The organism is Luteitalea sp. (assembly GCF_022842525.1).
Classification (GTDB): Bacteria; Acidobacteriota; Vicinamibacteria; order Vicinamibacterales; family Vicinamibacteraceae; genus Luteitalea.
Map to the genome: position 1 here is coordinate 20862 of NZ_JALHPM010000019.1, position 22746 is coordinate 43607.

Below are 22746 nucleotides of genomic sequence, written 5' to 3' on the forward strand. Positions count from 1 at the left end.
GCGGCCAAGGTGATCGCCGTCGAGATCGTCACGCTGCTGCTGCTGTTCGCCCTGCAGCAGGCGTTCACGCGCTGAGCCATGCATCCGATCGACTGGTTCATCATCGCGCTCTACCTGGCCTGGATCATCTGGACGGGGGTCGGCCATACCCGCGGCAGCAAGGAGATCGAGGGCTACTTCCTCGGCAACCGCAGCAATCCCTGGTGGGCCGTCGGCCTGTCGGTGATGGCGACGCAGCTCAGTGCGATCACCATGGTCGGCACCACCGGGCAGGGCTACACCGACGGACTGCGCTTCGTGCAGTTCTACTTCGGCCTGCCGCTGGCGATGGTGATCCTGGCGGTCACTGCGGTGCCGTTCTTCCACCGGGCGCGCGTCTACACGGCCTACGAGTACCTCGAGCGTCGCTTCGACGTGAAGACGCGCACGCTGACCAGCGCGCTCTTCCTGCTGTCGCGCGGCTTGTCGTGCGGCACGATCATCTCGGCACCGGCCGTGATCCTCTCGATCATCATGGGCTGGAACCTGACGCTGACGGTGCTGCTCATCGGCATCCCGACGGCCATCTACACCATGCTCGGCGGTGTGCAGGCCGTGACCTGGACCGACGTCAAGCAGATGTACGTCATCGTCTTCGGCCTCGTGGCGGTGGCCATCGCCCTCGTCGTCGGCCTGCCCGGTGACGTCAGCATGGGCGACGCGCTGCGCGTGGCCGGTGCGACCGGCCGCATGCAGGCGTTCGACTTCCGGTTCACGCTGAACGAGACGTACACCTTCTGGTCGGGCCTCATCGGCGGCCTGTTCCTGATGCTGTCGTACTTCGGCTGCGACCAGAGCCAGGTGCAGCGATACCTCACCGCGCGCTCCGAGCAGGAAGCGACGTCGTCGCTGTACATGAGCGCCTACTGGAAGATCCCGCTGCAGGTGCTGGTGCTGATGATCGGCATCCTGGTGTTCGTCTTCTATCTCTTCACCCAGCCGCCGATGCTGTTCAATCCCGTGCACGAGTCGCGGGTCAAGCAGAGCGCGCTGGCGGGGAAGTACGCCGAGACCGAGCAGCGCTTCACCGAGGCGTTCAACTCGCGTCGTGACGCCGCGAAGGCGCTGGCCACCACCGACGATGCCAGCGCGCGAGCCGCCGCCGAGGCCACCTTCCTCGCGTCCGACGCCGCGCTGAAGGCCGTGCGCCGGGACGCCACCACGCTCGTCCAGGACGTCACGGGCGACCGCACCTACCGCGACGTCAACTACGTGTTCCCGACCTTCGTCACCACGCACCTGCCCATCGGTCTCATCGGCATCGTCCTGGCCGCGATCATGGCCGCGGCGATGTCCAGCATCGCCTCCGAGCTCAATGCCCTGGCAACGACCACGGTGATCGATTTCTATCGGCGGCTGGTCAAGCCGGACGCACCCGATGCGCACTACCTGCTGGTGTCGCGCGTGGCCACGGGCTTCTGGGGCATCTTCGCCTGTGTCGTCGCGCTCTTCGCCACCAACCTCGGGTCGCTCATCGAGGTCGTCAACCGCTTCGGGTCGTTCTTCTACGGGTCGATCCTCGGTGTGTTCATGCTGGCGATGGCGACGCGACGGGCCTCGGGTACGGGTGCCTTCGTCGGCCTGATGGGCGGCATGGCGCTCGTGGCCTCGGTGGCCGTCTTCCGCCCGGACATCTCCTTCCTCTGGCACAACGTCATCGGCGCGCTGGGCGTCGTGATCGTCGGCCTGCTGGTGAGTGTCGTCGTGCCGGCGACGTCGACCGGGACGGACGCGGCCGCGTGAGGCCGCGTCTGCCGGCCCGTCACTGGAACATGCTGGGCACGGCCGCCTGCCTGGCCTTGCTGAGCGCGTCGCCGGCCCGCGCGCAGGACACGCCGCCGGACCCACCGCCGCAGGAGGCGCCGCCGATTTCGTCCGTGCAGCGGCAGCGTCCGTGGACGGGCCTCAGCATCGGCGCCGGGTGGGAGAAGGTGATGACCACCAGCGGGCACGCGTCCAACCCCTTGCCGTTTCGCTTCCTGTTTCGCACGCCCTCGAAGAGTGGCTGGGCCGTGACGCCGATGTTCGGCTGGTTCAGCAGCGACATCGACGCGGTGCCGCTCGGTAGCCCGACCACGCCGATGGGGACGCTCACCGTGCGGCCGGTGCTGGTCGGAGTCCGCCGCACGTGGGTGAAGCATCCCCTCAGCTTCGACGTCGCGGGCGGGGCTGGCCCCTCGTTCAACAGCTTCAAGGCCGACCCGGCGCTCCGGCCGTTGCTCGGCCTGGGCGCGGGAGAGGTCTCAGCCGACGCCAATGTCTCGTTCGCCTGGCGCGTGCAGGTCAGCACCTGGCACGACTTCACGGACCGCTTCGCCCTCCGCGGGTCGATCGCCTACGCCGCCAACCAGGCCGAGATCACCTTCACGTCGGGGGCCGCGGGCCGCCGCCTGTCGCAGAACGCCAACTCGTTCCAGATCGGGTTCGGGGCCGCCTACCGGCTGTTCTGAGAAACCGGAAACCGGAAACCGGAAACCGGAAACCGGAAACCGGAAACCGGAAACCGGAAACCGGGAATCGGGCACCGGGCACCGGGCACCGGGAACCGTCTGGACGGGTAGGGCCCGTTTTCCAAACGGGCCGTCACCGTCAGCCCAGCGGGTTCGTCACCGCACCGGCACGCGCCGTCCCATCCGGCGCCCCAGTCACGTCAAAGCCCTGAACACCCCGTTCGCTTCGCCGTCTTCCGCCACATCGACACTCGATGGAGGGCGCGATGCGACAGGTGGGCCTGCGGCGATTCGGTGGTCTCGTGTTCTCGGCGTGTCTCCTCTCGGCGACTCCCGTCCTGGCGGCCGATGGCGTGCTCCAGGGGCGGTGGATTGGCGGGTTCGCCAATCGCAACACGGTCGTCGTGGTGAACGCCACGTTCTCCGGCAGCGCACCGATTGCCGGCAGCATCGACCTGCCCCAGCGCGGCGAGGCAGGCATCCCGCTCAGCCACGTCTCCCACCGCGGCCGCGCGATGTCCTTCGAGGTGCCGGGCCAGGATGGCAACCTGCTCTTCGAGGGCAAGTTCGCCACGCCCACGCGCCTGGTCGGCAGCGTGCGGCAGGGGCTCGGCCACACGCAGTTCGAGATGATCAAGCTGGCAGACGTGACCAGCGACGACCTGGCGGGCCTGTATGGCACCTACGAGTGGGCGCCCGGGAAGGTCCTGCTCCTCGCGCCGGGGCAGGACCAGCCCGTGTACGTGGACTACGACACCGGCCGCACCGGTGCCCTGTTCGCCCTCGGGCGTGACGAGTACGTCGCCGGGCCCTCGATGTCGACCGGCTTTCCCGTCGTCGTGCGCCTGCAGACGCATCGCGATGCCGCCGGCCGCGTCGACCGCATCGCCTTCGAGCGGCGGGGCAAGACGACGCAGGCCATCAGGAAGGTGTTCTACAGCGAGATTCCGGTGCGCTACTCGCACAGCGACGTCAGCATCGCCGGCAGCCTCCTGTTGCCGTCCGGCCCCGGCCCGCACCCGGCGATCGTGATGATTCACGGATCCGGTGGCGTCACGCGCGATGCCCTCCGCCCGTTTGCCGATCACTTCGCACGCCATGGCGTGGCGGTGCTCATCACGGACAAGCGCGGCACCGGTCTCTCGACCGGGCGCTGGGTGCGCGCCACCTTCGACGATCTCGCCGAGGACGCGCTGGCCGGCGTGCGCTACCTGCGGTCGCGACCCGAGATCCAGGCCTCGGCGATCGGGGTGCACGGCATGAGTCTCGGCGGCTGGGTGGCCCCACTGGCCGCAATCAAGTCGCGCGACGTCAGCTTCGTCGTCGTCGAATCGGCCCCGGTGATGACCCCGCTCGAGCACGAGCGCCTGCGCGTGGAGACGACGATGCGCGCCGACGGGCACAAGGGCGAGACCATCGCCCAGGCCGTGGCGTTCATGGACCAGAAGTTCGAGGTGGCGCGCACGGGACAGGGCTGGGAGCGGCTCGAGGCGGCCATGGCCTCAGGGGCAAGGGCCGGATGGCTCTCGTACGTGAACGCCCCGACGACCCTCGATTCGCTGCGCTGGAACTGGGAGCACATCTTCTCCTACGACCCGCTGCCGGTGTTGGCGCAGCTCTCGGTGCCGATGCTGGTGCTGTACGGCGAACTCGACACCATCGTCCCGCCGAAGGTCCACAAGGCCCGCATGGAGCAGGCCGTGCGCGAGGCCGGCACGCACGACGTGACCATTCGCGAGTTCGCGCGAGCCAATCACGGCTTCTTCGAGGCCATCACCGGGGGGCGCCGCGAGCAGCCGACCCTCGGCACCTTCGTCGCCGGCTACTTCGAAGCCAGAACCGCCTGGGTGCGCGCCCGGTCGCAGGAGGCCCACCTGGCCTCGACCGAGTCGCAGGACTGAGCCAGCGGGCCCGGACCGACGATCGTCCGACCCCCGAGGTCGTCAGAGCGATGACGGTTCTGTCGGTCCCCCCACGATAGTGAGCGTCGACGCGAGCGCAGGGAGTGTTCCTGCGCTCGCCGTGTCGTGGAACACGATTTGCACAACCCCGGCAGGAAGTCTCTTTCTGCCATGACACGCCATCGCCTCACCTCCGCCGCCGGCTTCACGCTGATCGAAGTCCTCATCACGGTCACCATCGTCGGCGTGCTGCTGTCGATGAGCCTGCTGGTGCTGCCAGGGGCCATTGCGGCGGCCAAGGCCGACAGCGGCAGTTCACAGCTGTCCGCCCTGCTGCGCACGGCCCGCGAGCAGGCTGTGACCGAGCGGCGCAACGTCGAAGTCCGCTTCCAGGCCCCTGATGCCATCGAGGCCTGGCGCGAGGACATCGACGCCAATGGCGCCCAGATCGGCCAGACGCTGGTGCAGCAGGTCTTCATCGGCGAGCGCATGGAACTGCGCCGCTTCATCGAGTTGCCCGATACGCCCGACGGCTTCTCGGCTGGCGCCACGGCGGTCGAGTTCACCGGCGCCGCCCCCTGGAGCTTCACGAGCGAGGGCACCCTGGTCGATGCCAATGGCGATGTGGTCAACGGCACCGTCTTCCTGGGGCGGCCGTTCGAGCCGCTGTCTGCCCGCGCGGTGACGCTCTTCGGCCCGACCGCCCTGCTCCGCGAGTGGCAGTGGAACGGCCGCGCCTGGACGGAGTGACGACATGACACGCACCAGCCACACCCCTGCCCCTGCCAGTCGTGGCGGCCTCGGGGGCGACGCGGGATTCAGCCTCATGGAAGTGCTGGTCTCGATGCTGCTCATGACGACCTCGCTGATGGCCGTGGCGCAGATCTTCATGCTCGGCATGACCCACACCGCGGCCTCGTCGCCCAACCTGACCGCCCGCGAGAAGGCTCGCGAGGCGATCGAGAGCGTGCACACGGCTCGTGACACCCGCGTGCTGACCTGGGCCCAGATTCGCAACCAGACCGCGCGCCTCTGCCCCGGCGTCGCCCAGCCGGCCGGCTGGAACAACGCGGCCGGTGTGTTCATCGATGGCGTCCAGCCGGGCGGCCTGCACGGCGCCGGTCCGGACGGCCTGATCAACACGGCCAACGACGACGACGAGCCGCTCGAGACCATCCGGCATCTCGGCAACGACGGCGTTTCCGGCACCGCCGACGACTGGGTCCAGCAACTGGAGCAGTTCACCAGGGAGGTCTGGATCTGCGACCAGAGCAATTCCCTGCGTGAAGTGCGCGTCATCGTCAGGTACCGCGTCGGCGGCATCGACCGGACCTACCGGCTGACGACCTTCGTGTCCAACTACTCGTAGGCGACAGGACTCGACATGGACTTCGATCGACACGATCGGCGCGGCTTCTCGCTGGTCGAACTCCTCGTCAGCATGGCGGTGACGTCGCTGGTGATGGGCGGGGTGTTCTCGGTGATGACGAGCGCGACGCGCGCGCAGAACAGCGTCAGGCACGTCACCAACATGAACAACAACCTGCGCGTGGCGATGGACCTGCTGGTGCGCGACATGATCCAGGCCGGGCAGGGCCTGCCGTCGGGGATGGTCGTCTCCGTGCCGTCGGGCGCCGGGGCGCTCCCGATCGTTCGCCCGGGCCCGATCGGCTCGAACCTGACGTTCGATCCGAACCTGTCGACCATCGGTGCCGTCACGGTGGGGCCGGGGCTCGGGCCGGCCATCAACGGGCAGGCCACCGACATGATCACGGTGCTCGCGGCCGACAACGCCTTCGACGAGGTCACCCTGACGGCCATCAACGACATCTCGATGACCGTGCATCCCTCGACCGACATCGACGATGTGCCGGACATCCTCGGCGACAACATCCGGGTCGGCGACCTGATCCTGTTCGAGAAGGGGTCGGCCAGCACGTTGCGGTTCGTCACCGCCGTCAACGGTCAGATCGTCCAGTTCCAGGAAGGCGACCCGCTCAACCTCAATCAGGCAGGCGCTCCTGACGGCACCATGGCGCAGTACCTGGCCGAAGCCCCGGCGGAGGTGCTCGCTGCCGGCATCCTGCCGAGCCGGGCAACGCGCATGCGGATGATCAGCTACTACCTCGAGACGCCAGGCGATCCGCAGCGGGACCTGCGGCTGATTCGTCGCATCAACGACAACCCGCCGACCACCGTCGCGTTCTTCATCGAGAGCTTCCTCATCACCTACGACATCGTCGATGGCGTGACCAACCCGGTGAACGTCCAGATGAACGCCGCGGATCTCGACGGTACAGGCGATTGCGACCCGGATCCGGCCACCCCGCCCGTGCTGACGTGCTCGCCGAACCAGGTGCGCAAGGTGAACGTGCGGCTGACGGGACGGTCGGCCGAGCCCAATCACGAGACGCGCCTGTTCTATCGCAACACGCTCAACACCCAGGTCAGCCTGCGCAGTCTGGCTCTGGTCAATCGGTACATGTGAGACGAGCCATGGACAACACTCAGATGAGCGCACGCGGACTGCGGCGCGAGGACGGCATGACGCTCCTGGCCACCGTGATGGTCATGATGCTCATGTCGGCGCTGCTCGTCGGCTTCGTGTCGCTGGTGGTGGCGGACCAGCAGGCCAATGGGCTGAACCGCGACCAGACGCAGGCCTATGCGGCGGCGCACGCCGGACTGGAGAAGCTGACGGCCGACCTGGGCGACCTGTTCGTCGGCGGCAACTTCAGCCCGACGCGCGCGCAGCTCGACGTCATCGAGACGACCCCTCCGGTGCTCGACGGCTTCGTCTACACCGCGCCTGGGGGCGGGTCCGGCTATCGCATCACCGCGGGAGCCTCCGCCGCGCGGCCGGTGCCGTCCGGGCCGTACCAGGGCCTGGTCGGATTGATCACGCCCTACGAAGTGACCGTGACGGCGCGATCGACCACCGGCGGTGAAGTGCGCATGCGTCGGGAGATGCAGACGGTCGGCATCCCGGTGTTCCAGTTCGGCATCTTCTCGGAGAACGACCTGTCGTTCTTCGCCGGTCCGAACTTCGCGTTCGGCGGTCGTGTGCACACCAACCGCAACCTGTTCCTCAAGCAGGATGGCACCGCCACGCTGACCCTCGCGGACCGGGTCACGACGGTGGGCGAGGTCATCCGCACCCACCTGCAGAACGGCGTCACCGGCACGCACCAGGGCAACGTCCGCATGACGCTGAACCCGGGCACCGGTGCTTTCAGGAATCTCGGTCCCCTCAACTGCGGCGGCGCGGCCTGCGAGGGCTCGCTGGTCGGCAACGTCGGGTCGGCGCAGAACGAGCCGGCGTGGACCAACCTGTCGGTCGGGGTCTACAACCGCACCATCACCAATGGCCGCACCGGCGCGCGCCGCCTCGACCTGCCGCTCGTGAGCGACGGTGCCCAGCCCATCGACATCATCCGGCGCCCCGTCGCCGCGGCGCCGGACACGCCGGCGGTGGCCGACCAGCGCTTCTTCCACATGGCCAGCCTGCGCATCCTGCTGTCGGACGCGCGCGACGACATCATGAATCTGCCGTCCGTGGACACCGCCGTCGAGCCCATCCAGCTCAACTCCCTGGCCTCGCTGACCGGGGCCGGCTATGCCTACGTCAACACCCAGGCCAACATCCTGGCGACAGGGTTGACGCCCCTGGCACTGGCGGGCCCGGCGAGTGCCTTCTACGTGCAGGCCAACAACACCAGCCTCATCGGCGGCTACCTCAAGATCGAACGGCAGGACAACAGTGGTGTGTTCCACGACGTGACGGCCGAGCTCCTCAACCTCGGCTTCTCCGGCCGCAACCTGTCGACTGGCGCGTTGCTGACCAAGGACAACGGCAACTGCCGCGCGCTGGGCGAGGCCAGCCCGAACGCGGTCATCCGTCTGCAGCGTCTGAAGGACACGCCGACGTCGGCAACGGGACTCAACGGGGCCAACGGGCTGCGCTGCGGCAACGGCAGCACCCTGGCCACCGACTACTGGCCCAACGTGCTGTACGACCCGCGCGAAGGCGCGCCGCGAGACGACGAGGCCTTCTTCCGTACGGTGAACCCGTATCACCGCGGGGTCATGCATTACGTCGAGCTCGACGTCAACAACCTGCGCCGCTGGCTCACGGGAGCCATTGGCGCCACGGGTGACGACGACACGATGAACGAGACCGGCTTCGTGGTCTATTTCTCGGACCGGCGAACCAACCGCGACCTCGGCCCGGATGGCGTGGCCACGGTGGTCAGTCCCTTCGGCGACGACCGCGAGACGGCCGAGTTCGGCTGGGAGGATTTCGTCAATTCGGGGTCTGCCCGGAGCGACGTCGGCGGCACCTTCGACCTCGGCGAGGACATGAACGGCAATGGGCTCCAGGAGATCTACGGCCAGACGCCGCGCTGGGTGACCAACACCGCACCGTTCGGCGACACCGCCCGTCCCTGGACGACGGTGACCTGGCAGCAGGCGCGGGCCAATCGTCCGGTCTTCTTCCGTCGGGCCCTCAAGCTGGTCAACGGCGCCCGCACCCAACTGCCGGCCAATGGCAGCCAGGGGCTCATGGTGGCGAGCGAGAACCCGGTCTACATCCAGGGCAACTACAACGCCTGCACGCCGGGCGACGCCGCAGGCGCGTGCAACGAACCCGGTGGCGCCTTCGGGCCGACCGGGAACGGACACGTCTCGGCCGCCGTCATCGCCGATGCAGTCACGCTGCTGAGCAGCGCATGGAACGACATCGGGTCGTTCATCAACCCGCACTCACTCAGCCGCACGACGGGCAATGTCGTCAATGCCCAGCGGAATTCCGCCACGACCTGGTACCGCGTGGCGGTCATCGCCGGCAAGGGCATTGCGTTCACGCGACCCACCAACAACGCGGCCGACCACACCGACTACGGCACCGACGGCGGCGCGCACAACTTCCTGCGCTTCATCGAAGACTGGTCGGGCACGGCGCTGAACTACCGCGGCTCGATCATCAGCTTCTTCACGAGCCGACAGGCCATCGGCAGCTACAAGTGCTGCGACATCGTCTACGGCGCGCCATCGCGCGGGTACAACTTCGACACCGAGTTCCTGTCGCCGCCGCTGCTGCCGCCCCGCACGCCGATGTTCCGCGACATCAACACCCTGACGTTCCGTCAGTTGCTGCGACCGACGCAGTAACTCGAATGCCGAAGGCCGGATGCCGAATGCCGAAGGGCAAGAGGTAGAAGGGAGAAGGTGCGTAGCCGCCGGACTTGTCCGGCGGTCGCGTCCGGGCGGTTGCCGCCTAGGGACGTCGCATGAGGTAGGGCGCCCGTCGGCCCCACGTACAATCGACGCATGCGCCGATGGACCGCGTGGGTCACGCTCCTGGGCCTGGTCGTGCTTGGCACGCCAGGTGGGGGCCTGCGTGGCAGCGAGGCGGTCGAGCCGGCGGCGTGGCCACGCCTCTACGACGCGGCCCTGCTCGCCCTCGGCGCCGGCGACGCGGCCGCTGCGGTCGAGGCCGTCGAGCGCGCGTCGCGGCGTGCGCCACCCAATCACCCGTACCTCCTGTATGCGAAGGTGCGCGCCTACGCGAAGGCCGATCGACCTGGCGAGGCCTTCGAGGCGCTCGGGCTGCTGGCCGAGAAGGGCATCGCTGCCGACGTGCTGGTGTCGCCGTCCTTCGAGACGCTGCGGGACCACGAGCACTGGCCCGAGTGGCAGGACCGCCTGCAGGCACTGGTCGCGCCTGTCCAGCACAGCACGGTGGCCTTCCGCCTGAACGAGCCCGACTTCTTCCCGGAGGCCATGACCTACGACCGCGGCTCGCGGCGCTTCCTCATCGGCAGCCTCCACAAGCGCAAGGTCGTGGTGGTCGACGAGATCACCGGCCGCGCCTCCGACTACGCGACATTCCGCGAGGCCGGCTTCCTCGGGGTGCGCGGCCTCGAGGCCGACAACCAGCGCGGTGCCCTGTACGTGCTCAGCGCGGGCGGACCCGAGATGCAGGGCTACGCCACCGAGGCCGACGGCCAGTCGTTCCTTCACCGCCTGCAGTTGTCGTCCGGCCGCCAGGTCACGAAGACGCCGCCGCCGCCGCCGACGGGCGACCATCTGCTCGACGAACTCGTGCAGGCGCCAGACGGCACTCTCTACATGACCGACGCACGCGCCGGCGTGCTCTATCGCTGGCGTCCCGGGGCTCGGGCCCTCGATCCCTTCGTGACCATCGGGGCCGACCTGCGGCCGAGTGGACTCGCCTGGAGCGCCGACGGCCGCGCGCTGTACGTCGCCCATCTCGAGGGCCTGTCGCGCGTGACGCTGGCGTCACGCGAGGTCACGCCGGTCGGGCATCCCGCGGCCCTCACGCTCGTCGGCATCGATGGCCTGGCCACCTACCAGGGCGATCTGGTCGCCGTGCAGAACGGCCTGCCCGGCCTGTCGCGCGTCGTGCGGCTTCGTCTCACCGCCGACGGACTCAACGTCCGCGCGCTCGATGTCCTCGACGCCAACCTGACCGATCACGACCGGCCCAGCGCCGGGGTCGTCGTCGGCGATGGCTTCTACTACATCGCCAACAGCCAGTTGCACCGCTTCACGTCGCCCGGCGTGCCCGCCCCCGCGGCGACCTTGCAGAAGCCCGTCATCCGTCGCGTCAACCTGCTCGCGCCGTAGCGTCGCCAACGCCGGCAAGGAGTGCTCTCATGCGATTGCGCCTCGGCTCGTGCCTCCTGCTGGCGCTGATCGCGACGGGCCGCTCGCCCGTCGCGGCCCAGACCCTCCGCCTTGCGCCTTACGTCAGCGGACTGTCTCAGCCGGTCGGCCTCGTCGCCGACCCGTCCGACACGCGTCGGCACTTCGTCGTCGAGAAGGGCGGCCGCCTCCGCGTCGTCGAGAGCGGCGTCCTTCTGCCCGACGCCGCCCTGGACCTCACGACGCAGATCGTCTCGGCCGGAGAGCAGGGGCTGCTGGGCCTGGCGGTGGATCCCGCGTTCGCGACCACCGGTCGCATCTGGGTCAACTTCACCCGCGCGCCGGATGGCGCGACGGTCATCGCCCGGTTCACCCGGGCGGCCGGGGATCCGCTCCGCTTCGATCCTGCCTCGCGTCTCGACCTGGCGTTCTCGTCGCAGCCGCCGCAGCGGGCCATCCCCCAGCCGGCCTCCAATCACAACGGCGGCGTGCTGCTGTTCGACCGCGCCGGCTTCCTGATCGTGCCGCTCGGCGACGGCGGCGGTGGCAACGATGCCTTCCGCACGGCACAGGACCCGCAGCAACTGCTCGGCAAGATCCTGCGCCTCGACGTCCACGTGCCGGATGTGGCCACGGCCACGCCGACGGACCGCGCCGATGCCGAGCGCGGGTATCGCATCCCGCCCGACAACCCCTTCGTCGATGGCATTCCCCTGGCGGCGCGACCGGAGATCTGGGCCTTCGGCGTGCGCAATCCCTGGCGCGTGTCGATGGATGCGCCGGCGCTCGACGGCACCGGCGCCCTGCTCATCGCCGACGTCGGGCAGAGCGCCCGCGAGGAGATCGACTACGAACCGGCGGGCGACGGCGGGCGCAACTACGGATGGCCGCTGCGCGAGGGCACCATCGCAAACCCCTCGGCACCCGGTGGCGTCGCTGCCGCCTACCTGCCGCTGACGGGCCCCATGCACGACTACCCGCGCAGTCAGGGCATCTCCGTCACCGGTGGACACGTCTACCGCGGCCGCCTGCTCGGAGACGCGTTCGTCGGACGCTACGTGTTCGGAGACTTCAGCAACAGACTCCGCAGTCTGCGTCTGGCGCCGACCGCCGGCAGCGCCGTCGCAGACGACGTGCGCGAACACACCGGGGAGGTGGGCGGACTGTCGGGCGGCCTGGTGTCGATCGACGCCGACCTGCAGGGCGAGTTGTACCTGGTGCTGATCTCCGGCGCCATCCTGCGACTGACGACGACCGCCGATGCCGATGGGAATGGCGTCGATGACGCGTGGGCCGCCACGTTCGGTCTCGCCGGCGTGGCACCAGCCGACCGCGGCCCCTTCGGCGATCCGGATGGCGACGGGTTCACCAACGCGCAGGAGTACCGTCGCGGATCGCATCCCCTGGGCGGCCCGGTGGCCCTGTTCGGCGAGGGAGCGGACGGCTTCTTCGCCACCCGGTTCGGCCTCATGAACGTGCGCGACGTCGCCGAGCCCGTCGCGCTGCGCTTCGTCCGCGCCGACGGACGCGTGGTCACCCGCGACGTCGTCGTGCCGGCGCGACGCAGCCTGGCCGTGGATGCGCGCGCGGTGCCAGGACTCGCGAACCAGGAGTTCGCCACGGCCATCGAGGCGGCCCGACCGATGGCCACCGCGCGCACGATGACGTGGCCAGCCACCGGCGCCGCGTATGGCAGCCACAGCGAGCGCGGCACGCCCCAGCCGCGCACCACGTGGTACTTCGCCGAGGGCGCGACGACGGCGTTCGAGCTCTTCCTGCTGCTCGGCAATGCGTCGGGGACGACGCCCGCCCAGGTGCGCATCGACTACCTGCGCCAGGGTGCCCCTCCCCTTTCGAGGACCTACGAGGTACCCGCGTCCTCACGGCGCACCATCTGGGTCAACCAGGAGCCGGGCCTCGATCAGACCGAACTCGGCGCCGTCGTGACGTCGCTGGACGGGGTGCCCATCGTCGCCGAGCGGGCGATGTACACACGCGGTGGCGCCGTGACGTTTGCCGCGGGTCACGAGGCGGCGGGCGAGCCCGCGCCCGCAACGCGGTGGGTCTTTGCCGAAGGGTCGACCAGCCCGTACTTCGAGACGTTCCTCTCCGTCATCAACCCCGGCACCGTTCCTCTGCCGGTCACGGCGGCCGTCCGTCTGCAGGATGGCACCACGGCGGGCGCGCCGCTGCACTTCACGCGCACCGTGCCCGCGCGCGGTCGCGCGACGATCTGGCTCGATCGTGAAGTGACCGACGAAGGGGTCGCGCTGGCCGGGCAGGACGGCATCTCGGTCGATCTGACGGCCGCGACCGGCTTCGTGGCGGAGCGGGCGATGTGGTGGCCCGGGTCGTCGGCAGAGTGGCACGAGGCGCATGCCTCGGCCGGCTTCAGCGAAGCGCCGCGTGCGGCGTGGCATCTGCCCGGCGGCGAGTTCCACGCCAACCCGTCGGGCGGCGATCCGTTCGTGCAGACGTACGTGCTCGTGACCAACGTCGGCGCCGTCACCGAAGTCGTCGAGGTGGCCGTGTTCCTGACCGATCGCGAGCCCGTCCGCGTCGACGTCGCGATCCCGCCCAACAGCCGCCAGTCGCTGGCCGTGTCCGACCTGCTGGCAGGTACCGACATCGGCGTCCTCGCGCCGGCGCATGTGGCCGTGGCCGTGGCCGCACGCTCGCCAGCGGCCCAGCTCTACGCCGAGCAGGCGACCTACGGCAGCACGCCCACCGAGCGGTGGGCCCGCGGCGGCGCCAGCAAGGGCACCGCCGCTCCGTAAGTTAGGGCTGACCGATGGGATCGCCGGCCGGCACCGGCAGCGGCTTCTGGGGGGTGTACGGCGAGTACGGCCGCTGCGCGTAGCGCTCGACGTCGCGCAGCAGCGCCACCCGGTGGGCCGTCCACTCCGGGGTGATCGATGCCGTCGCTGCGGGATCCGCCAACAGCGCAGGCAGACGGGCCACCGCACTCTGTGCGATGGCCCGTACGTCCGCGGCCGCGGCCTCGTTGGCCCCGAGTTCCATCAGGCGCATCGCGAACACCGACTGGGCCGCCCGCTGGACCAGCGCGGCGGGGGTCTCGGCGTTGGTCGACGCGCGCAGCTTCCTGGCGATCGCCGTCACCACTTCGCCAAGGCCCGGCTGCTTCGGGTCGCGTGCGTGGAACTCGACCAGCCTTGCGGCGCGTTCGTGGTTGAGCAGCAGCGAAATCGGCAGGTCGGCGGCGATGGTGGCCGCGGCGACCGGGTCGAAGGTCAGCCCCGTGCGGCGCGGGAACATCTCGGTGTTGAAGCCGCCGAAGATCTCCGTCTGCGGCTGCAGCAGCGCCAGGATGCGCTCGGGGATCACCAGCACATCCGGCGAGACCGTGGCGAGCACGGCGTCGAGTGCGGCGCGCTGCACCTCGGGCGCCACGATCGTCGCCGTGGCCGGCGACGCCGACGTGCCCTTGCGCACCGCGTAGGTGTAGAACTGGCCCCCCACCGACTTCACCGTCGCCTGCACCTGGTAGCGATGATGGAAGTAGAGCGGCAGGAACTGCTGTTCGAGGAAGCTCACCGACGCGCCCTCGGGAATGCGCGTCAGGTCGAAGGTGCGCATCGCGAGCGCGCGCACGGCCAGTTCGTGCGTCAGGTTGGCCACGGGATCGCTGCCGTTGTCCCACAGACTCGCCAGCGGATGGGCCGCGCCCGCCGGCCGTGCGTCCGTATCGGCGATGAAGAGCAGGCCCTTCGCCGTCGCGTCATCGACGAGGCGCGACAGCTCCGCAGGCTCGTTGGCGCCGGGCGCGAACTGGCTGTAGGCGTACTTCACCGCGAAGTCGTCGAAGGCGCCGACACCGACGCCGTAGGCCTCGGAGAGGTCGACCTTGCCGGCGGTGATCTTCGCCATCGGCGCCGGATAGTCCATCACCGAGGCGCGCCCGTAGGTGCTGGCCGCGAAGTTGTGCGTGAAGCCGAGCGTGTGACCCACTTCGTGCGCCGAGAGCTGCCGGATGCGCGCGAGCGCCATGGCCGTCGCGTCGGTGGAGGAATCGAGGGCCGCGAGATACTCTGCCTCCGGCGCGTCACCGGCGGTGCACCGGAGTGCTTCGTCGCCACTCGCGATCGACGCCAGTCCGGTGCCGAGCATGATGTCCTGGCGCACGCGCAGCGATCCGAGGCTGACGTTGCCCTTGAGAATCTGCCCGGTGCGCGGATCGACGACGGCGGCGCCGTACGACCAACCGCGCGTCGATCGATGGACCCAGTTGATCATGTTGTAGCGCAGGTCCATCGGGTCGGCATCGGCCGGCAGCACCTTGACCTGGTAGCCGTTGCGGAAGCCGGCGGCCTCGAAGGCCGTCGCCCACCAGCGCGCGCCATCGAGCAGCGCACTGCGGATCGGCTCGGGTGTGCCGTTGTCGACGTAGTAGACGATGGGCTCGACCACGTCGCTGACGGCGGCCGAGGGATCCTTCTTCTGCAGGTGGTGCCGGATCGCCCAGTGTTTCTCGATGGGCTCGGTGATCGGCGACGCGTAGTCGTGGAAGGTCAGGTCGATGCCGCCTGCGCGCGGGTCGGCCTGGCGCGGCCGGAATGTGTGCGTGGCGAGGTCGGGCAACTGCACGAAGGAGTGGTGCTGTCGCACGGTAAGTGCGGTGGCCGTCGGGGCCACCTGGCGCACGAGTGGGCCGGGCGCGCCATCGGTGACCAGCGTGATGCTGGCCTCGATCTCCGAGTTCTTCGGGAACGCCTTCGTGCGCGGCAGGTGGAGCGCCGTGCGCGTCGCGTCGACCCGATAGGTCCCCTGATTGGCCGTGCGCAGCCGATCGATCACCCCGTGGGCGTCGCGCAGCACGAAGTCGGTCGCGTCGACGATCACGCGATCGCCCTCGCTGGCCTCGACCTTGAAGCCCCACAACACCGACCGCGCGAACGAGTCCGCCACGGCCTGGCGCTCCGCGGCGTCATCGCTGATCGCGCGGAACTTGTAGTTGGCCTGCGTCAGCAGGACCTTGGGGCCGACGCGCTGGAAGGTGACGACCGCCGTCGACCCGAGCTGGCCGCGATCGAGGCCAATGGGATTCGAGCCGAGTCCGGCAGGCAGCGACGTCTGGTAGAGCAGTTCCTGATCGAAGCGGCCGATCTCGAGATAGAGCTTGCCGCTCGCCTCGTCCCAGTACATCGGCACGAAACCGTCCATGCGCGTCCACTGGCGGGTGCGCTCGGCGAGTGTCGCGGGTGCCGGTTGCCCGAGGGCCGGCGACACCGCGCCGGCAAGGGTGAGTGCGACCAGGGAGATCAACAAACCGCGTGTGTGTGTATGCATGCCGTGAGTGGGTGTGGCCAGGCGCCGGGTCACCGGCCCGCCGCAGCGGTCCCGGGACGTCCCGGGGCGTGCTTCACATGCGCATCGAGCCAGTCGAGTATCTCCGCGACGGTGTGCAGCACCGACTCGCGCGCGGCGTAGCCGTGTGATTCGTGCGGCAGGGTGACGTAGCGGACCGTCGCACCATGACCTTTCAGGGCCATGTAGAACCGTTCGGACTGGATCGGAAACGTCCCGGAGTTGTTGTCGGCCTCTCCGTGTGTCAGGAGGATCGGCTCGTTGACCTTGTGGGCGTACCAGAAGGGGGACATCCGGGCGTAGACCTCAGGCACCTCCCAGAACGTGCGCGTCTCGGCCTGGAAGCCGAACGGCGTCAACGTGCGGTTGTAGGCGCCGCTGCGGGCGATCCCGGCGCGAAACAGATCGGAGTGCGCCAGCAGGTTCGCGGTCATGAACGCGCCGTAGCTGTGCCCGCCCACCGCGATGCGGTCACGGTCGGCGACGCCGCGGGCCACCACGGCGTCGACCGCGGCCTTCGCGCTGGCGACGAGCTGCTCGACGTAGTGGTCGTTGGCCGTCTCGCCGTCGCCGACGATGGGCATCGAGGGATCGTCGAGGATGGCGTAGCCCTGCGTGAGCAGCAGCAGGTGCGATGCCCCACGCACGGTATCGAACCTGTATGGCGATCCACTGACCTGCCCGGCCGCGGCGGCGCTGGTGAACTCCTGCGGATAGGCCCACATCAGCAGGGGCAGTCGCGTGCCCGCCGTGTACCCGGGAGGCAGATAGAGCGTGCCGCTCAATGCGACGCCGTCCTCTCGCGTGTAGCGCAGGCGCTCCCTGGTCACGCCCTGCATCTGCGGCGCCGAGTCGGCAAACGCCGTCAGCGCGAGCCGTGCAGGATCAGGGGGTAGGGCGCGCTCTCCGAGCGCGCCGTCACGGGCCCTGCTCCCGACCGCGGCCGCAGTTGCGATCGTGCGCAGCACGTAGTTCGGTGGCGACGTCCGTGACTCATGCCGCGTCAGCAGCCGGCTGCCATCGCGCGCGACGATGGCGACGACCTGTTCGAACTGCTCGCCGCTGCTCCTGAACAGGCGCGTCGTCGTCCCCGTGCGGAGGGCGACCTTGTCGGCGAACGGGCGGTCGCCGTCCGGCGACGCTCCGAGGCCCAGCATGTAGATGCTGCCGTCGTGCGTCAGCACGGTATCGACGCCGGCGCGCGAGTACGGCGTGCCTGGATTGGCGTAGGCATCCTCGGCCGATCGATCCGACAGCACCTTCACCTCGCCCTCGCCTGGCACCACCGAGAGGCGTGTCCGGCGGGTCGGACGGTCGTACTCGCTGACCAGGGCCTCGCCGGTGTCGGTCCACGTCACGGTGCTGCAGCGAAACTCCGTGCGGTGCCACGCCACGGGCGCCATGCGGGTCGGCAGCGTGAGCGCCATCAACTGATCGCGGTGGGGCACGACCTTCTTCGGGTCGCCACCGTCGAGCGCCTCCAGCCACGTGAGCCTGGCCGGTGTGGTCGGATCCCACCGATAGCGTCGTGGGCCGGTGGGGACGCCGCTGATCGGCACCGTGTCTGCGAGCGGCAGTGTCGCCAGCGCGTGGACCTCGGCACCCGTCATGTCGATCACACGGACGCGCTTCGGGAAGTCGTCGTAGGGCACCAGCCGCGAGAACGGACGACCGATCTCCTCGACCAGGAGAAAGCGCCCGCCAGGCGCCGGCGCGGCGAGCGTGTACAGGGCAGGGGCGCCCACCACGCGCGGGGCGCCCCCAGTGGTCGGAATCAGGGCAATCGCGCTGGTGGCGTGATGCGCGAAGAGCGCCTCGTCGTGCGCACTGGTGAGCAGATCCTGATAGGTCCGCACTGGCGCGGCCGTGCCGCCCGCCTGCTGGATGTTGGGCCCGGCTGGCGCGGCCGGCGGAGGCGGTTCCGCGCCGCGGGCCGCTGGCGTCGTCAGGCACACGAGCCCGCCGCTGTCGGCCATCCATGTACATTTCACTCCCAACGCGGTGCTGAGTCGCACGCCAGGCGCCTGACGGGCGGTGCCGGCCGACGGGTCGACGAGCCACAACTGCACATGATCGGTGCGGACCACGGCGAGGGCGTAGTGCGCGCCGTCCGGTGCGTATCCGACGGGAAGGAGGCGGTCGGTGCCGGTCAGCGGCAGCGCCACTGGTCGCGGCGGTCGCCCGTCGAGGCCCGCTACCGAGACGGCTGCGTAGCTCTCGCCTCCGACCGGCGCGCCAGAGGCCGCCGCGAAGCGAACGCCGGCAAGACGATGGATGGGCTCGGCCAGTTCGGCGATCGACGGCATCGCGCGCGGGTGCAGGAGCACGAGACGATCGGCGGCGGGCGAGAGGACGGCGGTCGGCACCGGTGCGGCGTCGAGGATCGCCGGGATCGGCGCCGGCGGCACACGGTACGTCGAGTCCGGCTGCGCCAGGGCCGGCTCGGTCAGGGCAAGCACCACGAGCGCAGTGGCACCGAGGCAGGAGCGGGTCATCGATTGGCCTCCGGAGAGGCGGCGATTGTACCATCCGGCTCATGCACCGCCGGCAGTTCCTCCAGCAGACCGTGATGGGTGGCGCGGCCCTCGCGGCCGCGTCGCCCTCGACCGCGCAGACCCCGTTGGCCCGCGAGCCGGAGCGCATCGCCAGCGCCGCGCTGGCCATCGGCGACGAGGTCGTCGAGCGGAGTGTCGACGACCTCCAGCGCGCCATGACGTCAGGCCAGGTCACCGCGAGGGCGCTGACCCAGGCGTACCTGCGCCGCATCGACGCCGTCGACCGCCAGGGCCCGTCGCTCAACAGCGTCATCGAGATCAACCCGGACGCGCTCGACATCGCCGAGCAGCTCGACATCGAGCGCAAGGCCGGGCGCGTCCGCGGGCCGCTGCATGGCATCCCCGTGCTGATCAAGGACAACATCGACACCGCGGATCGGATGAAGACGACCGCCGGATCGCTGGCGCTCGTGGAGGCCCGCCCGTTGCTCGACGCCGGCATCGTGACGCGCTTGCGTGCGGCCGGCGCCGTGCTGCTCGGCAAGACGAACCTGAGCGAGTGGGCCAACTTCCGATCCGAGCACTCCACCAGCGGCTGGAGTGGGCGTGGCGGGCTGACCCGCAACCCCTATGCCCTCGATCGCAACGGCTGCGGATCGAGCACGGGGTCGGGCGCCGCCGTCGCGGCCAGCCTCTGCACCGTCGCCGTCGGCACCGAAACCGACGGGTCGATCATCTGCCCGTCGTCACGCAACGGGCTCGTGGGCATCAAGCCGACGGTGGGCCTCGTGAGCCGGAGCGGCATCATCCCGATCTCGGCCACGCAGGACACTGCCGGGCCCATGGCTCGCACCGTGGCCGATGCGGCGGCGCTGCTGCAGGCCCTCGCGGGGCCCGACGATCGCGATGCGGCGACGAAGGGACAGACGCCGGCGGCCGACTACCTCGCCGCGCTGACGCCCGATGCCCTGCAGGGGCGACGCATCGGCGTGATGCGTAACTTCTTCGGGTTCGATGCGCGGGTCGATGGGCTGATGGACGAGGCGATCGCGGCGATCGCGGCTGCAGGCGCGACGATCGTCGACAAGACCAACCTGCCGACGCGCGGCCAGTTCGGCGATGCCGAATACGAGGTGATGCTCTACGAGTTCAAGGCGGGCATCGAGGCGTATCTGGCGACGCTCGGCCCGGGCGCGCCGATGAAGACGCTGGCTGACCTGATGGCCTTCAACGAGGCGCACGCGCAGCAGGAGATGCCGTACTTCGGGCAGGACATCTTCCTCAAGGCGCAGGCGAAGGGGCCCCTGACCGAGCGTGCCTATGTGGCAGCCAGGGCGAAGGCGGCGAGGCTCTCACGGACCGAGGGCCTCGACAAGGTGTTCGCGCGCTGGAAGGTCGATGCGGTGCTCGCGCCGAGTGGGGGACCGGCGTGGCTCACCGATCTGGTGAACGGCGACTACGGCACCGGTGGCAGCTCGGGGCCGGCCGCGGTGTCCGGCTACCCGAGCGTGACCGTGCCGGCCGGCTTCGTGCGCGGCCTGCCGATCGGCGTGTCGTTCGTCGGCCCTGCCTGGTCGGAGGCACGCCTGATCGGCATCGCCTACGCCTACGAGCAGCAGACGCAGCGGCGGCGGCCGCCGCAGTATCTGCCGTCGGCGCTGGTGTAGCACCCAAGGCTCAAGACTCATGGCTCAAGGCTCAACGACCATCGCCTTGGCCCATGGCTCGAGGCTCATGGCTCAAGGCTGTCTGAGCCGTGAGGCCTGAGCCTACCCACGCCTATTTGAACTCGACTTCGAGCTTCTCGACCTCGTTGATCTTGATCCCCTTCATGCCCTTGAGGGCCGTGCGGATCTGATCGATCGACGGGTTGTTGCCGAGCGCCTCGAGCTTCTCCACGCCCTTCGGGTCGGCGAAGATTTCGCCGAAGGCGACGTCGAACAGGGTGATGCGCTGACCCTGGACGTGGGTGGCGTTGGTGCGCACCAGCGTGCCCTGCGGCTCGAGCGAGATGGCCACGCGCATGTCCTTGAACATCGGCGCGAGCATCGCCATCATCTCCTTGGGCATCTCCGGCGTGCCCTCGGGCTTCTTCACGGTGTCGCCCTTGGCCTCGGCCTTGGCGAGTTCGTTCAGCATGTCCATCGTGATGACCGACGTGCCGCCCTTGCGCGTCAGCACCATGGGCAGCTTCTCGCCCTTGCCCTTGGCCTGCATCGAGCCCTGGTCCATGTCGGGCAGCGCCGTGCTGACGCTCAGCGTGTTGAAGTCCTTGAAGGCGTAGATGGCCTTCACGCCCTTCATCTCGCCCTGGGTGACCGGCTCGCTCGACAGGAAGGTCACGCCCTCGCCCATCTTCGCGGCCTCGGCCGCCAGCTTCTCCTTCGAGAAGAGCACGGCTGGGTCCATCTTGGGCGCCGCGTCCTTGCCCTCGCCGCCGCCCATCATCGACATCATCCCCATCGCCGAGGAGTTGATGAGCATCGTCTGCTCGAGCGTCCCCGTGCCGTCGGCCTTGACCTTCACCACGGAGTCCACCGAGATGCACCCCACCGTCAGGGCCGCCATCAGGGTCAGGACCGCCATCTTCATCGAACGCATGCGTTCTCTCCCGGGCCCGCAGGCCCTGTCACTTCACGTCGCCAATCCGTCGAATCCCGGATGGTAAGCTGCCACAGGGATGTTCTCGACCCGACTGCCTGCCTCGCTCGTGCCCACCCCGCTGGCCGCAGCGGTTGCGGCACGACGTGCCCGGGGCGGGCGACTGCTCGATCTGACGATCTCCAATCCTACGACGGCAGGGTTGGCATATCCGGAAACGCTGGCCACCGCCTGGTCGAACGTGGCGGCGCTGCGGTACGACCCGGATCCGCGCGGCACGCACGCCGCCCGCGCCACCATCTGCCGCTGGTACGCCTCGGTGGGCGAGACCGTTCCCGCCGACCGGCTGGTGCTCACGGCCAGCACGAGCGAGGCGTACTCCCACCTCTTCAAGCTGCTCTGCGACCCGGGCGACCGCATCCTCGTGCCATGCCCGAGCTATCCCCTCTTCGAACACCTCGCGCACCTGGACGGCGTCGCCACCGATCGCTACGCCTTCCGTGACGCTGGCCGCTGGGTGCTCGACGAGGTCGAACTCGACGCGCAGGTCACCCCGCGCACCCGCGCCCTGATCGTGGTGTCGCCCAACAACCCGACCGGCAGCGTGCCCTCGGCCCGCGAATGGGAGGCCATCGGCGACGTCTGCCGCCGCCACGGCCTGGCCCTCATCGTGGACGAGGTCTTCTCCGCGTATCCCCTGGGTCCAGCCCGGCCGGGGCAGGACGAGCCCGGCCATGTGACCACGCCCGAGGTGCCGGGCGTCCTCACGGTCCGGTTGAACGGGCTCTCGAAGCTTATCGGCTTGCCGCAGGCAAAACTTGGATGGATGCTGGTGGGCGGCCCCGACGACCGGGTTCGCGCCGCCCTCGACGCCCTGGACGTGATCGCCGACACGTACCTGTCGGTGTCCACACCCGTGCAGGCGGCGTTGCCGGCGCTGCTCGAGGCCGGCGCGTCGGTGCGGGCCCAGATTCAGGCGCGCCTGCGCGCCAACCTCGCGGGCATCACCGCGCGCGTGACCGGCAGTGCCATCGACGTCCGGGTGCCCGATGGCGGCTGGAGTGTCGTGCTGCGCGTGCCCTGCCTCGGCGGTCCGGACGACCTGGCCCTCGCCCTGCTCGACCACGACGTCCTCGTGCATCCCGGCTACTTCTACGACCTGCCACACGACGGCTACGTCGTGCTCAGTCTCCTCGCCCCCGAAGGCGACGTGCGGGAGGGCCTCGAGGCACTCTGCACGCTGCCCCTGCTCCAGCTCACGTGACC

Annotated in this window: 14 protein-coding genes; 11 read left to right on the plus strand and 3 right to left on the minus strand. The window is 69.5% G+C overall.

The window, feature by feature from the left end; translation table 11 throughout:
- Positions 1-78 precede the first annotated feature (78 nt).
- From Q0C41_RS05975 to Q0C41_RS06015, 9 genes are all read left to right on the plus strand, one after another.
- Positions 79-1782: a sodium:solute symporter gene (locus Q0C41_RS05975; protein ID WP_291981857.1), complete on the plus strand. Its 1704-nt coding sequence runs from the start codon at positions 79-81 to the stop codon at positions 1780-1782.
- The gene (locus Q0C41_RS05980; RefSeq protein ID WP_291981859.1) at positions 1779-2489 is read left to right on the plus strand and encodes a hypothetical protein; all 711 of its coding nucleotides are present in this window, start codon (positions 1779-1781) and stop codon (positions 2487-2489) included. Before Q0C41_RS05975 ends, Q0C41_RS05980 begins: the two co-directional genes overlap by 4 nt.
- A gap of 266 nt (positions 2490-2755) precedes the next feature.
- Positions 2756-4390, plus strand: a complete 1635-nt coding sequence (locus Q0C41_RS05985; protein WP_291981861.1) for an alpha/beta fold hydrolase — start codon at positions 2756-2758, stop codon at positions 4388-4390.
- A gap of 171 nt (positions 4391-4561) precedes the next feature.
- Positions 4562-5140, plus strand: coding sequence for a type II secretion system protein (locus tag Q0C41_RS05990; protein WP_291981863.1), 579 nt, complete (start codon positions 4562-4564; stop codon positions 5138-5140).
- 4 nt (positions 5141-5144) lie between these two features.
- Positions 5145-5759 carry a hypothetical protein gene (locus Q0C41_RS05995; RefSeq protein ID WP_291981865.1) on the plus strand — a complete coding sequence of 205 codons (615 nt, stop codon included), beginning with the start codon at positions 5145-5147 and terminating at the stop codon, positions 5757-5759.
- Positions 5760-5774: 15 nt separating this feature from the next.
- Positions 5775-6878 (plus strand): PilW family protein, encoded by a 1104-nt coding sequence (locus Q0C41_RS06000; protein ID WP_291981866.1) that lies wholly within the window; start codon positions 5775-5777, stop codon positions 6876-6878.
- An 8-nt stretch (positions 6879-6886) separates the two neighbouring features.
- Positions 6887-9562, plus strand: a complete 2676-nt coding sequence (locus Q0C41_RS06005) for a hypothetical protein (RefSeq protein ID WP_291981868.1) — start codon at positions 6887-6889, stop codon at positions 9560-9562.
- Positions 9563-9721: 159 nt separating this feature from the next.
- Positions 9722-11041, plus strand: coding sequence for a hypothetical protein (locus Q0C41_RS06010; protein ID WP_291981871.1), 1320 nt, complete (start codon positions 9722-9724; stop codon positions 11039-11041).
- A 29-nt stretch (positions 11042-11070) separates the two neighbouring features.
- The gene (locus Q0C41_RS06015; RefSeq protein ID WP_291981873.1) at positions 11071-13836 is read left to right on the plus strand and encodes a PQQ-dependent sugar dehydrogenase; all 2766 of its coding nucleotides are present in this window, start codon (positions 11071-11073) and stop codon (positions 13834-13836) included.
- Position 13837: 1 nt separating this feature from the next.
- On the opposite strand, the gene Q0C41_RS06020 is transcribed toward Q0C41_RS06015, so the two are convergent.
- Both Q0C41_RS06020 and Q0C41_RS06025 read right to left on the minus strand, forming a co-directional pair.
- On the minus strand, positions 13838-16366 hold the full coding sequence (locus Q0C41_RS06020; protein WP_291981874.1) for a zinc-dependent metalloprotease: 2529 nt from the start codon (positions 16364-16366) through the stop codon (positions 13838-13840).
- Between the two features lie 29 nt (positions 16367-16395).
- Positions 16396-18879 (minus strand): prolyl oligopeptidase family serine peptidase, encoded by a 2484-nt coding sequence (locus Q0C41_RS06025; protein WP_291981875.1) that lies wholly within the window; start codon positions 18877-18879, stop codon positions 16396-16398.
- A gap of 41 nt (positions 18880-18920) precedes the next feature.
- Between Q0C41_RS06025 and Q0C41_RS06030 the strand changes: the two genes are divergently transcribed.
- Positions 18921-20546: an amidase gene (locus tag Q0C41_RS06030; RefSeq protein ID WP_291981877.1), complete on the plus strand. Its 1626-nt coding sequence runs from the start codon at positions 18921-18923 to the stop codon at positions 20544-20546.
- 112 nt (positions 20547-20658) lie between these two features.
- Here Q0C41_RS06030 and Q0C41_RS06035 read toward each other — a convergent pair whose 3' ends face one another.
- The gene (locus Q0C41_RS06035; protein ID WP_291981879.1) at positions 20659-21480 is read right to left on the minus strand and encodes a hypothetical protein; all 822 of its coding nucleotides are present in this window, start codon (positions 21478-21480) and stop codon (positions 20659-20661) included.
- 79 nt (positions 21481-21559) lie between these two features.
- Between Q0C41_RS06035 and Q0C41_RS06040 the strand changes: the two genes are divergently transcribed.
- The gene (locus Q0C41_RS06040; protein WP_291981880.1) at positions 21560-22744 is read left to right on the plus strand and encodes a pyridoxal phosphate-dependent aminotransferase; all 1185 of its coding nucleotides are present in this window, start codon (positions 21560-21562) and stop codon (positions 22742-22744) included.
- The last annotated feature ends 2 nt before the right edge of the window (positions 22745-22746 follow it).

What these genes read in the sequence shown, in the direction of transcription:
- Q0C41_RS05975 (WP_291981857.1), top strand. Translation starts at nt 79, where the DNA reads ATGCATCCGATCGACTGGTTCATCATCGCGCTCTACCTGGCCTGGATC.
- Q0C41_RS05985 (WP_291981861.1), top strand. Translation starts at nt 2,756, where the DNA reads ATGCGACAGGTGGGCCTGCGGCGATTCGGTGGTCTCGTGTTCTCGGCG.
- Q0C41_RS05990 (WP_291981863.1), top strand. Translation starts at nt 4,562, where the DNA reads ATGACACGCCATCGCCTCACCTCCGCCGCCGGCTTCACGCTGATCGAA.
- Q0C41_RS05995 (WP_291981865.1), top strand. Translation starts at nt 5,145, where the DNA reads ATGACACGCACCAGCCACACCCCTGCCCCTGCCAGTCGTGGCGGCCTC.
- Q0C41_RS06000 (WP_291981866.1), top strand. Translation starts at nt 5,775, where the DNA reads ATGGACTTCGATCGACACGATCGGCGCGGCTTCTCGCTGGTCGAACTC.
- Q0C41_RS06005 (WP_291981868.1), top strand. Translation starts at nt 6,887, where the DNA reads ATGGACAACACTCAGATGAGCGCACGCGGACTGCGGCGCGAGGACGGC.
- Q0C41_RS06010 (WP_291981871.1), top strand. Translation starts at nt 9,722, where the DNA reads ATGCGCCGATGGACCGCGTGGGTCACGCTCCTGGGCCTGGTCGTGCTT.
- Q0C41_RS06015 (WP_291981873.1), top strand. Translation starts at nt 11,071, where the DNA reads ATGCGATTGCGCCTCGGCTCGTGCCTCCTGCTGGCGCTGATCGCGACG.
- Q0C41_RS06020 (WP_291981874.1), bottom strand. Translation starts at nt 16,366, where the DNA reads ATGCATACACACACACGCGGTTTGTTGATCTCCCTGGTCGCACTCACC.
- Q0C41_RS06025 (WP_291981875.1), bottom strand. Translation starts at nt 18,879, where the DNA reads ATGACCCGCTCCTGCCTCGGTGCCACTGCGCTCGTGGTGCTTGCCCTG.
- Q0C41_RS06030 (WP_291981877.1), top strand. Translation starts at nt 18,921, where the DNA reads ATGCACCGCCGGCAGTTCCTCCAGCAGACCGTGATGGGTGGCGCGGCC.
- Q0C41_RS06035 (WP_291981879.1), bottom strand. Translation starts at nt 21,480, where the DNA reads ATGCGTTCGATGAAGATGGCGGTCCTGACCCTGATGGCGGCCCTGACG.
- Q0C41_RS06040 (WP_291981880.1), top strand. Translation starts at nt 21,560, where the DNA reads ATGTTCTCGACCCGACTGCCTGCCTCGCTCGTGCCCACCCCGCTGGCC.